General features: G+C 51.1%; 14 protein-coding genes. 7 read left to right on the forward strand and 7 right to left on the reverse strand.

The genetic code is table 11. The annotated features are described in order from the left end of the window. Positions 1–114: 114 nt before the first annotated feature. The 7 genes from COY37_RS00270 to dnaK all read right to left on the reverse strand — a co-directional run bounded on the left by COY37_RS00270 (position 115) and on the right by dnaK (position 8,931). The gene (locus COY37_RS00270) at positions 115–786 is read right to left on the reverse strand and encodes a response regulator (protein ID WP_286679155.1); all 672 of its coding nucleotides are present in this window, start codon (positions 784–786) and stop codon (positions 115–117) included. A gap of 12 nt (positions 787–798) precedes the next feature. Next, positions 799–1,974, reverse strand: a complete 1,176-nt coding sequence (locus tag COY37_RS00275; protein ID WP_286679154.1) for a sensor histidine kinase — start codon at positions 1,972–1,974, stop codon at positions 799–801. 458 nt (positions 1,975–2,432) lie between these two features. After that, positions 2,433–5,018: an ATP-dependent chaperone ClpB gene (gene clpB / locus COY37_RS00280; protein ID WP_286679153.1), complete on the reverse strand. Its 2,586-nt coding sequence runs from the start codon at positions 5,016–5,018 to the stop codon at positions 2,433–2,435. Positions 5,019–5,028: 10 nt separating this feature from the next. Further along, positions 5,029–5,421 (reverse strand): heat shock protein transcriptional repressor HspR, encoded by a 393-nt coding sequence (locus tag COY37_RS00285; RefSeq protein ID WP_286679152.1) that lies wholly within the window; start codon positions 5,419–5,421, stop codon positions 5,029–5,031. Between the two features lie 50 nt (positions 5,422–5,471). After that, positions 5,472–6,437 (reverse strand): DnaJ C-terminal domain-containing protein, encoded by a 966-nt coding sequence (locus COY37_RS00290; protein ID WP_286975449.1) that lies wholly within the window; start codon positions 6,435–6,437, stop codon positions 5,472–5,474. Between the two features lie 75 nt (positions 6,438–6,512). Further along, on the reverse strand, positions 6,513–7,016 hold the full coding sequence (gene grpE, locus COY37_RS00295) for a nucleotide exchange factor GrpE (protein ID WP_286679150.1): 504 nt from the start codon (positions 7,014–7,016) through the stop codon (positions 6,513–6,515). 73 nt (positions 7,017–7,089) lie between these two features. After that, on the reverse strand, positions 7,090–8,931 hold the full coding sequence (dnaK, locus tag COY37_RS00300; protein WP_286679149.1) for a molecular chaperone DnaK: 1,842 nt from the start codon (positions 8,929–8,931) through the stop codon (positions 7,090–7,092). 351 nt (positions 8,932–9,282) lie between these two features. Here dnaK and COY37_RS11695 point away from each other — a divergent pair, with 351 nt between their 5' ends. The 7 genes from COY37_RS11695 (at position 9,283) to COY37_RS00335 (ending at position 13,485) form a co-directional block, all read left to right on the forward strand. Further along, positions 9,283–9,468: an ATP-binding protein gene (locus COY37_RS11695; RefSeq protein WP_353682987.1), complete on the forward strand. Its 186-nt coding sequence runs from the start codon at positions 9,283–9,285 to the stop codon at positions 9,466–9,468. Positions 9,469–9,653: 185 nt separating this feature from the next. Continuing rightward, positions 9,654–10,433: an RAD55 family ATPase gene (locus tag COY37_RS00310; protein WP_286679147.1), complete on the forward strand. Its 780-nt coding sequence runs from the start codon at positions 9,654–9,656 to the stop codon at positions 10,431–10,433. A gap of 5 nt (positions 10,434–10,438) precedes the next feature. Next, complete coding sequence (locus tag COY37_RS00315) at positions 10,439–10,750, forward strand: hypothetical protein (protein WP_286679146.1); 312 nt, start codon at positions 10,439–10,441, stop codon at positions 10,748–10,750. Then, a complete protein-coding gene (locus COY37_RS00320; RefSeq protein ID WP_286679145.1) occupies positions 10,751–11,143 on the forward strand; it encodes a hypothetical protein in 393 nt (130 codons plus the stop codon). It abuts the gene before it with no gap. A 31-nt stretch (positions 11,144–11,174) separates the two neighbouring features. Beyond that, complete coding sequence (locus COY37_RS00325; protein ID WP_286679144.1) at positions 11,175–11,552, forward strand: hypothetical protein; 378 nt, start codon at positions 11,175–11,177, stop codon at positions 11,550–11,552. A gap of 177 nt (positions 11,553–11,729) precedes the next feature. Continuing rightward, the gene (locus tag COY37_RS00330; protein ID WP_286679143.1) at positions 11,730–12,425 is read left to right on the forward strand and encodes a roadblock/LC7 domain-containing protein; all 696 of its coding nucleotides are present in this window, start codon (positions 11,730–11,732) and stop codon (positions 12,423–12,425) included. A 34-nt stretch (positions 12,426–12,459) separates the two neighbouring features. Continuing rightward, on the forward strand, positions 12,460–13,485 hold the full coding sequence (locus tag COY37_RS00335; RefSeq protein ID WP_286679142.1) for an anti-sigma factor family protein: 1,026 nt from the start codon (positions 12,460–12,462) through the stop codon (positions 13,483–13,485). Positions 13,486–13,544: the final 59 nt, after the last annotated feature.

A 13,544-nucleotide genomic window follows, 5' to 3' on the forward strand; every position in this document is an offset into this window, starting at 1 on the left:
TTTTCTCTAAACTCTTTCGGGTATTTGTTTGGCGTTGGCATAACTCTCCTTTGGTAGCTTAGTTGCCTCCATTATACCCGGGGCGCTTCATTTATATGGGTCAGGTGGGTAGCACTATTTCTCCTTGGGCTTGACAAAACCCTCGTAAGCGGCAAGCATCGTGGCTTGGATGCGGTTTTCGAGCTGTAGCTTGGAAAGCATATTGCTTACATGTTTTTTGATTGTACTCTCGCCCACAAACAGCTTTTTAGCGATTTCTTTATTACCTAGACCTTCAGCTAAAAGTTTCAGCACTTCTTGTTCTCTCTCAGTAAGCTTTGCAATAAAAGAGGGTGGTCGTTTTTCCGGTTCTTTGCTTAAGTTTCTGAATTCTTCTAAAAGGTCGGCGGCCATTGCTGGGTTTATGATGCTTTCTCCTTTATGAACCGCCTCGATTGCTTTAACAAGATCGCTTTTCTTGACTTCTTTTAGCAGGTACCCTCTAGCGCCTGCTTTGACTGCTTTAACCAGATCTTGCTTATCCTCGGATACTGTTAAGACGAGTATTTTAACACTAGGATTTACGGTTATGATCTGCTCGGTAGCGGAAACCCCGTCAAGGCCGGACATTTTCAAATCCATAAGGATTACATCAGGCATGAACTCTTCTGCTTTTCTTACGGCCTCATTACCGTCTTCTGCTTCACCTATTACTTCGACTATGGAAGAGTCTGAAAGTATGCTAAGGATTCCCGCTCTAGCAATCAAAGTATCATCCACAACCAGAACTTTTATTTTATTATCCACCGGTTCTTTCTCCTAACCCTTTAAAGGTACTGTGAGCTTTACTTTTGTACCTGCTTCTAGAGCCGAGATAATCTCGATATCTGCCTTTAGTTTTTCAGCGCGTTCGCGCATGCTTAATAGGCCTACTCCTTTGCTAATTTTCGCCGCCTCAAAACCAGTACCACGATCCTCTATATAGACTAAAAGCTTTCTGTTTTCTTTTATAGCCTCAAGCTTTATGGTATCGGATCTTGAATGGCGAACGGAATTGCCTAAAGCCTCCTGGCAGATACGAAGAATTTCAAATTTCTGCTCGCCAGAGAGGTTAACGCCATCGATATTGAAATATGTATCGATCTTACAGCCGTTTGGAAAAGGAAGGCGGCGACAAAAATCGGTAAGCATTTGATCTAACCCAAGTTCGATATTTTCTGGTCTTAAGGCAAATATAGCGTTTTTTAGATCTTGAAGGGCGTGATCGATTAGCTGGCAGGCATCAAAGGCCTGGTCAGCCATTTTTCCGCTTAGTTCTTCATATAAGGTGTTGGTTTTGCTCTTAGTTACCGAAAGTAACTGAGCAAGATTATCGTGAAGTTCTCGGGCAAGCCTTGCTCTTTCTTCGGATACGGCCTCTTTTTCGGTTTTTTCCTTAATTATTGAGCGCTGTCTTATGACCTCATCAAGTAGACCTGCCGGATAAACTAGCATAAAGCCAACTGTAAAATAGGCTGTTATCTGACCCAAAAAAAGCGGAAAGTGTCCAAGGGAGAAAAACTCATTCATGGTAGCACCGTGAACGAAAACGGAAGCTAGCTGACTTAAGGAAAGAATACCGCTTGAATAAACTGCACCCTTAAAGCGAAACATCATTGCCGCTGGTATAACCGGTGAAATGGAGTAGTAATAAAATGGGGAATCCCCTGCACTATATGCAAACAAAAGTGCTACGCTTACAAAAATGTCAAATCCAAGGCTTGTTGGATGCTTAAGGAGAAGGGCGTACATTTCATGTCGCTTTATGTAAATTGCTATGGTATAGAGAAGTATGCCTAACCAGATAAAGAGCCCGAATGTATAATTAGCTCCTTGGCTAATTTTAAAAAGCAGCCAGATCAAACCAAACGCAAGTGCTATCACCCTAAATACAAAAAAGAACTGAAATAGATGCCTGTATTCATCAGGTAACTGGAATAATCGTTCCCTATCCATGAAAGACAACCCCTTGAACGCTTATTTAAATATATTATCATACGGGGTTGCCATGATACCACAGTAAGCTTGCTTGGTAATATTCAAAGCGCACTCATGGATTGTAATCAAGGAATGTAGCTATGGATTTCACGGATTCTTTTAATCTAGAAAGATCTCCCTGCCCTTGCCTCTGTCCTGATTTCGGTGTCCAGCATTGCATGAATCCGTTGCTTATTAATGTGACTCAGAATAATCTAAAAGTGTGCCGTTGTGATTACAGTTGTGAAAGCAGCGGTTCGAATCCTTCCAGGGTTCAAGTTTTTGGCATCCCCAAAATGGCTTGTCAAAGCCATAATCAAGAGGGTTATAATTTGCTGGGGAGGAGGGATTCGAACCGGATATCTCAAATGATAGGAGGGTGGATACCAGATCCGCCCTCTCTTGCACTTATTATGATTATTTTCCTGAAGACCTCTTTAAGCCGCCGGCTTCACCGCAAATGTTATGCTTCCATCAACTGCATCGACCATAACGCTATCGCCCTCTTTGATATCGCCCTCGAGGATCTTCAGTGCGAGGCTGTCCTGCAGTTTGCGCTGGATAACGCGCTTGAGCGGTCTTGCTCCAAAGACAGGGTCGAACCCTTCCTCAGCTAAGAGTTCTTTGGCGCTATCGGTCAATTCGAGCGTTATGTGGTGCTCCGCGACGCGCTTTGTCAGGTGGGCGATCTGGATGTCGACGATGTGCTTGAGGTCTTCAAGGCTTAAGCGATTGAAGATGACGATATCGTCCACACGGTTTAGGAACTCGGGCCTGAAATGAAGCTTCATCGCTTCGTCGACTTTTTCTTTAAGCTCCTCGGGATCGACCACCTCCTGGATGTACTGCGAGCCCAGGTTCGATGTCATGATAATAATGGTGTTTTTAAAATCCACCGTCCTGCCCTTGCCGTCGGTGAGGCGGCCGTCGTCGAGGATTTGCAGGAGCACGTTAAAAACATCGCTGTGGGCTTTTTCTATCTCGTCGAGGAGCAGGACCGCGTAGGGGCGGCGGCGAACCGCTTCGGTGAGCTGGCCGCCCTCATCATAGCCGACATAGCCGGGAGGCGCGCCGATCAAACGTGATACGGTGTGCTTTTCCATATACTCGCTCATGTCGATGCGAATCATGGCGCGCTCGTCGTCGAAAAGAAACTCGGCTAGCGCCCTTGCAAGCTCGGTTTTGCCGACGCCGGTCGGGCCGAGGAAGATAAACGAGCCCAGCGGGCGGTCGGGGTCTTGCAAACCGGCTCGCGCCCTGCGAATTGCGTTTGAGACAGCGGAAACCGCCTCATCCTGGCCGATCACCCTTACATGCAGCCGTTTCTCCATGTTGATGAGTTTCTCTATCTCGCCCTCCATAAGGTTGGAGATGGGCACGCCGGTCCATTTGGAGACGACTTCGGCGATATCTTCCTCGTCGACCTCTTCTTTTAACATCTTCTTGACTTTTTGCAGCTCCAGAAGGCGGCTGTTTTTCTCGTCGAGTTCTTTTTCAAATGTGAGGATATCCCCGTAACGCAGCCGCGCCGCAAGCGACAAATCCCCCGCACGTTCGGCGTTGGTTGCATCGACCTTGGCCCGCTCGATGCGCTCTTTCAGGTCTCGGATCTCCTGGATAACGCCCTTCTCGTTCTGCCAGTGGGCCTTCATGTGAAAGCTTTTTTCCTTAAGCTCGGCCAAGTCTTTTTCTATATTCGCAAGCCGCTCAAGGGCGGCCTTGCTCGTGTCGTTTTTAAAGGCCTGGCGCTCGATTTCAAGCTGCTTGATTTTGCGCTCGACCTCGTCGATTTCGGTCGGCATGCTGTCGATTTCGATGCGCAGGCCTGATGCCGCCTCGTCCATCAGGTCGATTGCCTTGTCCGGCAGGAACCTGTCGGTGATGTAGCGATTGGACATAACGGCCGCCGCAACCAGCGCAGAATCGGTTATGCGCACACCGTGGTGTACTTCATAGCGCTCCTTAAGACCCCTCAAGATCGCAATGGTATCCTCAACAGAGGGCTCGCCGACAAGAATCGGCTGGAAGCGCCGCTCCAGGGCCGCGTCTTTTTCAATATACTTTCGATACTCGTCGATGGTTGTTGCGCCGATCGCCCTTAACTCACCGCGCGACAGCGCCGGCTTGAGTAGGTTGGCCGCATCGACCGCGCCTTCGGCGGCACCGGCCCCGACCAGCGTGTGAAGCTCGTCGATAAAAAGGACGATCTCGCCCTCAGAGTTAGTAACTTCTTTTAGAACCGCTTTCAAGCGATCCTCGAATTCGCCGCGGTACTTGGCGCCGGCGATTAGGGCGCCCAAATCCAGGGCCACCACCCGTTTTTCTTTCAATCCCTCGGGGACGTCGCCGGAGATTATCCGCTGTGCGAGCCCCTCGGCGATGGCGGTTTTGCCGACGCCGGGGTCGCCGATTAGCACAGGGTTGTTCTTGGTACGGCGCGAGAGCACCTGGATAACCCGGCGGATCTCGTCATCGCGACCGATGACCGGGTCGAGCTTGCCGATTCTGGCAAGGCGCGTTAAATCGCGGCTGTATTTCTCGAGCGCCTGGTATTTTTCTTCGGGGTTTTGGTCGGTTACCCGCTGGCTTCCTCGTACATCGACGAGGATTTTTAAAACCGTGTCCTTCGTTACGCCGAGCGCGCGCATGATTGCGGCGGCGGCGCCATCGACCGAGACCAGCGCGAGAAGCAGGTGCTCGGTGCTTACATACTCGTCTTTAAGCTGCTCGGCTTCCGCAAATGCGCCGTCTATCACTCTCTTTAGGTCGGCCGCAACGTACGGCATAGCGGTCGCACCCGAGACTTTCGGCCGTCTACTCAGCTCGGCGTTGATCCGGTTCGTAACCGTGCCCGGGTCGACGCCGAGCTTCTGTAAGATGGGGACGACGATCCCGTCCTGCTGGCCGATGAGCGCGAGAAGCAGGTGCTCCGGCTCGACCTGCTGGTGCCCCATCCCTTCGGCAAGACGCTGGGCCTCCCCCAACGCTTCCTGTGACTTTATCGTAAACTTATCCAACCTCATAGTTTCACCTCTACTCCCTGAACAGCTCCGACTTTCTCAGCACGACATGGCCGCGCCGCATGGGCACGAGTGCGTTTTGCTGGACCTTTTCAAGCTCCTTGCCCAGGTTTTCCTGAAGGTCCCCGACCCGTTTCTGGAGTTCGCCGATGAGGCATTGCGCCTGCTCGATCTGGTCTTGCAGCTCGAATATCTTGATAACCCCGGCGAGGTTTACCCCGAGTTCCTGGGTAAGCGTCTGTATCAGCTTCAAACGGTCGATGTCACACTGGGAGTACAAACGGGTGCTCCCCTGCGTGCGCTTGGGTTTGATGAGCTTTTTCCTCTCATAAATCCTCAGCGTCTGCGGGTGCATGCCCGCAAGCTTTGCCGCAATGCTTATCATGTAGACCGGCTCATCATACATCTTGTTTCACTCCAGATTCTAGGCTTCTTAAAGCCCTAGTAAACTTAGAACTAAAACTGTTTTCTAAAGGCCTGCCTTGGATCGTCTTTTCTGCTGCTCGCAAACCTTATCAACAACTCTTTTTCGTCGGCGGTGAGTTCTTTCGGCACTTCGATCTTAACGGTGGCGAGCATATCGCCCCTTCCGCTGGCCTTTAGCTTGGGCGATCCCTTACCGCGTAGTCGAAACACCTGCCCGTCTTGCGTACCGATGGGGATTTTTAGGGAAACGGTACCGTCGACCGTCGGGATTTCGATACTTGCCCCGAGCACCGCCTCCACGAACGTTACCGGCACATCGAGCAGGATATCGCCGCCGTTTCGCTTAAAGAACGGATGGGGCGCAACTTTCGTTATGATATAGAGATCGCCGGGAGGGCCGCCGTTTTGGCCGGCCTGGCCCTTCCCCTTAAACTTGATCTTACTTCCATCGGCTGCGCCGGCGGGGATTTTGACCGTCTCGGTGCTCGGACCGCCCTTTTCCTCCCGGTTGATCAATAACTGCACGGTTTTTCCCTTGAGGGCTTCGTCAAATGAAAGATGCGCGTTATAGGTGATATCCCCGCCTTTGGCACGCATATTCGCCCGCTGGGCGCCGGCACCTCCACCGAAAATATCGAAGATATCCCCGATGTTTCCGGCTTGAAACCCGCCGCCGAATCCTGAGAAGTCGTTAAATCCCCCCGCACCGCCAAAGTTGCCGGTGTCATAGCTATAATTGTGGCCGCCGGGGCCGCGGGCATTGAAGAAACTGCCCATCTCATCGTATTCTTTGCGCTTCTTGGGGTCCTTTAAGACCTCATACGCCTCACTTACTTCTTTAAACTTTTCCTCGGTCTCGGCCTTGCTCCCTTTGTTCGTGTCGGGATGGTATTTGCGGGCAAGTTTACGGTAGGCATCCTTTATCTCCTTTTTGGTAGCATTCCTGCCAACCCCAAGAACCGCATAATAATCCTTATATGTTCTGCTTGCGCTCATTTATATCACCGCTATATCACCGCTATATCACCAAAAACTGCTTTATCCCCGGTCCCCGGACCCCGGACCCTGCACTTACTTCGCAACTTTAACCGTCGCCGGGCGCAGGAGCCTGCCCTTAAGGTCGTACCCTTTCTGCAGCACCTCGACTACGGTGTTTTCTGCGTGCTCATCACTTGCCACCTGCATAACGGCCTCGTGCTTCATGGGATCGAACTCTTCGCCCGCGGGGTCGATTACCTCCACGCATTCCTTGGCAAGCAGGCCTTTAAGCTGCGTGTAGATAAGCTCGACGCCCTCTTTAAGCCGTCCGCCTTCAGCGTCGGCCCCGGCCGCATCGAGAGCGCGCTCCAGGTTATCGATGACCGGTAGAAGCTCCAGTATTACAGTTTGCACAGCATACTGGATGATTTGCTCTTGCTCCTTTATCATCCGCTTGCGAAAGTTCTCCATCTCGGCTTGCAGCCGCTTCAAGGTATCCAGGTATTCAGCGGCTTCAGCTTCTTTTTGCTCAAGGCGCTCTTTGAATTCCATATGGTCGAGACCGACTCCATCGCCTGTGGCTTTTTCCTTCGTCAACACCATCACCTCAAAATAATCGAGAAGAAGGGGTGCTGTGCCCCTCTTTCCGTATGTTTATGGTTAGCGGGAACTATTTCCCTTCGTCTTCCTCGCTTACGACTTCGTAGTCGGCATCGACCACGTTCTCGCCGTCGTGCGAGCCGTCCGCCGCACCGCCGTCGGCCGATGCCTGGCCCGCCTGCTGCTGCGAGTAGACCGCCTGGCCGATTTTATACGACTGCTGCAAAAGCTCCTCGTGCGCGCTCTTGATCCGCTCGATATCGGAGCCCTTCAGGGCGTCTTTTACATCGGCAAGCGCCTTCTCAATCGCTTCTTTGTCGGCCGGGGAGAGCTTGTCGCCGGCGTCTTTTAACGTGCGCTCGGTCGTGTAGGTGAGGTTGTCGGCGTTGTTTCTGATCTCCGCTTCCTCACGCCGCTTGTGGTCTTCCTCGGCATGGCTCTTGGATTCGCGCACCATCCTGTCTATCTCGTCTTTATTAAGCGCGGTCGCGCCGGTTACGGTAATCCTCTGCTCTTTTCCGGTGCCCATATCCTTTGCGGATACGTTTACGATACCGTTTGCATCGATATCAAACGTAACCTCGACCTGCGGTATGCCCCTCGGCGCCGGCGGGATATCCACTAAGTGGAAGCGGCCCAGGGTCTTGTTATAGGTCGCCATCTCGCGCTCGCCCTGCAGGACATGGATCTCAACACTGGTCTGCCCATCGGCAGCAGTGGTAAATACCTCGCTTTTCTTTGTAGGGATGGTCGTATTTCTCTCGATCATCTTTGTAAACACGCTACCCAGAGTCTCGATACCCAGGCTAAGCGGGGTAACATCGAGAAGCAGGATGCCCTTAACCTCGCCCATCAACACGCCGGCCTGAATCGCGGCGCCAACGGCCACGACCTCGTCCGGGTTTACGCCCTTATGCGGGTCTTTGCCGGTTAAATCCTTTACCATCTCCTGAACCGCCGGCATCCTGGTCGAGCCGCCGACGAGGATAACGTGATCGATGTCCGATGCGCTGACCCCCGCGTCCTTCATCGTCTGCTCCACCGGCTTGCGACATTTATCCAAAAGGTCTGCGGTCATCTTCTGGAACTCGCTCCTTGAGAGCGTTATGTCCAGGTGTTTCGGACCTTCGGCGTCCGCCGTGATAAACGGCAGGTTGATATTGGTTGAAAGGGTCCCTGAAAGCTCCATCTTGGCCTTCTCCGCCGCCTCTATCAAGCGCTGCAGCGCCATCTTGTCGTTTCTTAAATCAATGCCGTTTTTGGCCTTGAAATCATCGGCCATCCAATCGACGACCTTCTTATCCCAATCGTCGCCGCCAAGGTGGTTGTCGCCCGCGGTTGCCCGCACCTCAAAAACGCCGTCGCCGATATCGAGAATGGAAACGTCGAACGTTCCACCGCCAAGGTCGAAGATGAGGATCGTCTGGTCGTGCTCCTTATCAAGACCGTAGGCAAGCGCAGCCGCCGTCGGTTCGTTGATGATTCGCAAAACCTCTAAGCCCGCGATTTTGCCGGCGTCTTTTGTCGCCTGACGCTGGGCGTCCTCAAAGTAGGCGGGGACCGTGATTACGGCCTGGGTGATCTTCTCTCCCAGGTACGCCTCGGCATCCCTTTTTAGCTTCTGCAGGACGAACGCCGAAATCTGCTGCGGCGTGTAGTCCTTGCCGTCGATATCGATTTTCCAATTCGTACCCATCTCGCGCTTAACAGATTTAATTGTGCGATCCGGGTTTGTGATCGCCTGACGTTTCGCAACCTCCCCGACAAGTACCTCACCGGTCTTCGAAAACGCGACGACCGACGGGGTTACCCTGCCACCCTCGGCATTGGCGATAACCTTTGGCTCGCCAACTTCCAGAATGGCCATACACGAGTTGGTTGTTCCTAGGTCAATCCCCAAAGCTTTAGCCATTGTTCAACACTCCTTACGCTGTAATTTAGTTCTACTATATAATCTAAGCCTGGTATTGTCAAGTTTGTTAACAAAGTTCTTGTAAAGTATATCGATACTCTTAGTATCAACTTTAACGCGAAGCACTCTTTTTGCAAAAAAACAGTGCGCCATGACGTTTCTCTACAGCTTGCCGCTCCATCCAAAGCCGAGCGGTGATTTGCCGGACTAAGCCACCTCCGTGTAGCTTGGCTGACCGAGCGTATCCATAATTTACTAAAATGCTTTGATTAAACCTCTTTACAAGCTGCGAATAGTTTTGTATAAGTTGTTTTAGTGCAAGATGAAGGCTATTTTGAGAAGGAGTTTTTTATGCCTAGACCAGTAGTTGATGTCGACGAGTGCTCCGGGTGCGGAACTTGTGTTGACAGCTGCCCCAACGGTGTGCTTGAGCTCGTTGATGACATCGCCAAGCCAGTTAACGAGGAAAACTGTGACGGTTGCAAGACCTGCATGGAAGAGTGTGCAATGGAAGCTATTGAGGTAGAAGAAGACTAGGGAGCTACCCGATTGCTTAGCGACGGCGCCGGATATAGTTCTGATTATATCCGGCGCCTTTATTCTTTCCCGGTCTTTTCCGGTTCTTTGCATAAGCCCGCCTAAAACGTACTCTATTGCCTTTAATACTGTTAGCATGCATTATATAATGTAATAAATATGAAATATAAAGGGATGGAGGCTACATGGTGAGAAAAATATCAAGCGGGATTCCGGGATTAGACGAGCTGCTTGATGGAGGCCTTTACAAGCGAAGCTCAACCGTTATCGCCGGTCCTCCAGGAACCGGAAAGACCACGCTCGGGACTCAATTTGTATATAACGGCGCAGTTAAGTTTAACGAACCCGGTATATTTATAACATTCGAGGAATTTCCGGAGATTATCTACCGGGACGCGATGAATTTCGGCTGCGACTTAAAGAAACGCGAGGCGGAAGGCAAGATTAAGGTGATATTCACGTCACCTGCCGTCCTTAAGAGCGAGCTTGAGAAAGAGAGCGGCTTTTTGGACACGCTCGTCGAGCAGATGGGGGCAAAACGGATCGTCATCGACTCGATTACCCTGATGGAGCAACTGACCACCGACGCCCAGGAACTCAGGCAAATATTTAACAGTCTGGTGAACGGGCTTAAACGGCTCGACCTTACAACCATCCTCACCAGCGAGATTCCTTTGCTTTTTGGGCAGGACAGCTCGTTTGAGACCAGTATCGGCTTTGTCGTCGACAACATCTTCTTCTTGAAATACGTCGAGATAGAGAGCGAACTCAAAACCGCGCTTACCATTCTTAAGGTAAGGGGCAGCAAACACGCCAAGGATATACGGCGCTATGAGATTGCAAAAAATGGTGTCAATATAGAGACCAAGTTCACGGGGCACCAGGGGGTTTTAACCGGGTTCCCCTCCCGCGCGATAACCGGAAAGACGCTCCTTGAAGAAGGACTAATACGCAAGAAAAGGTAGTACGGATGAGCTTCGTAGCATTTGTCGAGATAATTAACTTCTTCCTGGCAAGCCTGGCCGCCATAATTTCGCTGGGGATTTTGCGGAAAGTGGCGGGCAACTTGGCATTAAGCTGGAAATATTCATTTGTTGCATTTCAGGTTCTAGCTCTGGCAACCCTGCTCACGGCTATTTACGAACTCGGCACCCGTTTTGTGGCGGGCATCGATATGCAGTTGCTTGGCAACACGGCTCACTTCATCTTCGTAATACTTGCCTTTTTCGGCCTTCTGCGGCAATACCAGCTACTTAAAGGCCTTACCAACCGGGGTGGTTAAGTGGTATCCGTTGACATTGTCGCCATAATCATTACGATCATCGGTCTGGCAGCCGCCCTTACCGCCCGCAAAACCTGGCTACTGGTTGAGGGTGACTTGGCCGAGAGCTGGCGTTGGATACTGCCAAGCGTGCCCATATATGCTACATCATTTATCGTTCTTATCTTGCACAATTTCCTGCAAAGGTACGCTGTTTCGAGGCCGGTTGTCTCGTTAGTCGTTAATCTTAACTTGGCGGATAAACAAACAGGGTTTAAAATGCAAATTTGGGAGCCGATAATACTAGTGCTTAAAAACATTCAAGTTCTTTCAGAATTATTATTTCTGATCTTGGTGCTGATCGGTCTTACGCGGCAATACAGGCTCTTTAAAGAATTATCCAGTAAACAGTAGCGTTGGTGAACTAAATAATGAGTAAAAATTGATGAGTAAAAAATTAGAAAAGATCATAAAGAATTTTAACTGTAAAACAAAGGCCTTGGCCTTGGAGATACTCGACTCGCCGATCAAATGGGATTTACTTAACTTCTACCAGACGAATCCCTTCTCCATTCATACGGCACAAGGCTTGGCGAATATCATCGGCCGAAGCCCGGATCAGGTGTTTATAGAGGCCGAGGAACTGGCGTCCGCGTCTGTCTTAAAGCGAATCTCGCGCAACGGTGATAAGTCTTCAATTTACTCCTACGAGCCGGCTGCGAAAGTCGCCTCGCTTATAAAAATATTGTTTGAACTGCATAACGAGGAGCACGACCTCCTGGATAAACTCGAACAGCTGATAAAAGACAGCCAAAATAGGTGATAGCAAGCCTGGTGGTCTTACCGCCGCTTGCTCTATACCTTCATAATAACAACGCTATCCAGCATCTAAAGGCCCCTATCAGGGGCTTAGTTTATGTCTACCAGGACTTGGCAATTTATCCGATTGCCTGTAAACTAACATAAATATCCAGATTATTTCATCTCGTAGGAGGTTAATGTGGACGAGCACGATTTTGCCGAGCTAATATCCGTGTTTTTAAAAGGTACTGAGCCGGATGAAGCCCCTGAGAGCAAGGCGAACAACGAAACCGGCGCCGCCGAAACGAAGCAGGCATCCAACAAAGCCGAAATTCGAAAGAATATCATTGAGGCCCTCGCAGAAAAAATCAAGGGCTCTCAGAGCGCCGAGGATGCGGACATAGCATCCCAGAGTAACGACCTGGAAGAGCCGGAATCCACAGAAGAGTTCACGGTAAGCGAGCCCGCACAAAGCATTTCCGAAACCCTCGTCACAAAAGAAGAGGTCGATAAGCTTCTCAACAAGGACGAGCCTGAAGAAATCGTCACATTGCAGCAGATATTGCACCGTTTCACCGATCTGGATGGGGTCATAGCCGTCCTTCTTGTAACAAGGGATGGCTTCACGGTCGATTTTGCCTCCAACATCGAACTCGACCTCGATATGATAAGCGCGGTTGTGGCAACCGGGTTCGGTTCACTCGACAAAATCGGCTATGAGCTTAACCAGGGTGCGTTACAGACGGCAATGCTCGAATTCGAAAACGGCCCGGTGATAATCGCACCGATCGTGCCCGACATTGCGCTGGTTGTCGTAGCCTCACAGTGGACCACCCTGGGCCGCATTCGTTGGGAGATTAAAAAGCACCGCGACGAACTCATTGCGAGCCTGTAATAGTAACGACCGGCCTGTAACTCTATCGGAAAATATGGAATGTAAAGAGATTGTAGATTTGCTAACAGAATATATAGATGGCGAACTCAGCGAGAGTGAGCGCCGGGCCGTAGACGAGCACCTAAAGGGCTGCCCTGAATGCCGCGCTCGGCTTACGGCGATAAAGAGCGCCGTATCCATGGTAAAAGGCATCGATACCCTCGAGGTTCCTGCCGGGCTTTCACGCGCTCTTCGTCAGATCGCGCAAGACGGCGCTACAGACAAAGCGCCCGGGCGGGTTCAGACGACCGCAAAACCAGTAGCGCCAAAAACCGCTCGACCTGCGGCACGAAGGCGTGGCTTCACCCTACCTAAACTGCAATACCTGGTGGCCAGCGCCGCTGTTGCCGCCATCGCCCTTATCGTGCTGCTCACGCAAATCGATCTTGGGAGCCTCGAAAAAAGCTCAACGATTAACGGGGCCGGCCAAAAAAGCGCGGGGCCGGCCGAGAGACAACAACTGCCGGCTACAAATCAGGCGCTTGAGCGCGGCGGCCACGATATCGACTCGGTGAGCGGCAAAGCGACGGATTCATTGGGCGCGGGCAAAGCCTATGGGGACGGCAAGGCAAAAAGTGCGCCTAAAAACGGCGAGCTTCTGTCAAGGGGCCTTCCGGACACTACCAATGATGCATGGCCCAAGGTTGTGGTTTCAAATAAGACCTACGGCACCGAATCCGCAAGTAACCTGCTCGATGATATTCGGAAGAAGACCGACGGCCTTTATATCGTAAAAGATGCACAAACCAAGCGCGCTGCAGTTATGAGTACGCTGCTTAAGCGAATCACCGCAAGTGGCGGCAAAGGCGAGCTGCTGCGAAGCCCGATCAATTCTCTCCTCGACGAGACGAAACGAGCCGCCCTGCCCGTTTACCTGGAGCGAGCCAAGTTCGACAAGCAGGAGTGCATGCTCATCATCATACGCTGGGGGTTTGGCGGCGATAAAAATAGCCTCTACAAGGCAAGTCTCTACGTCACCGACCTCTCCGGTTGGAGCATTATTCACTACGAATCGAAGTAGTATCATAGGGGACGTTCTTAATTTGCGCAATTTACTCGAGTAAATTGCGCAAATTAAGA

This window comes from Candidatus Aquicultor secundus (genome assembly GCF_002791875.1).
Taxonomy (GTDB): domain Bacteria; phylum Actinomycetota; class Aquicultoria; order Aquicultorales; family Aquicultoraceae; genus Aquicultor_A; species Aquicultor_A secundus.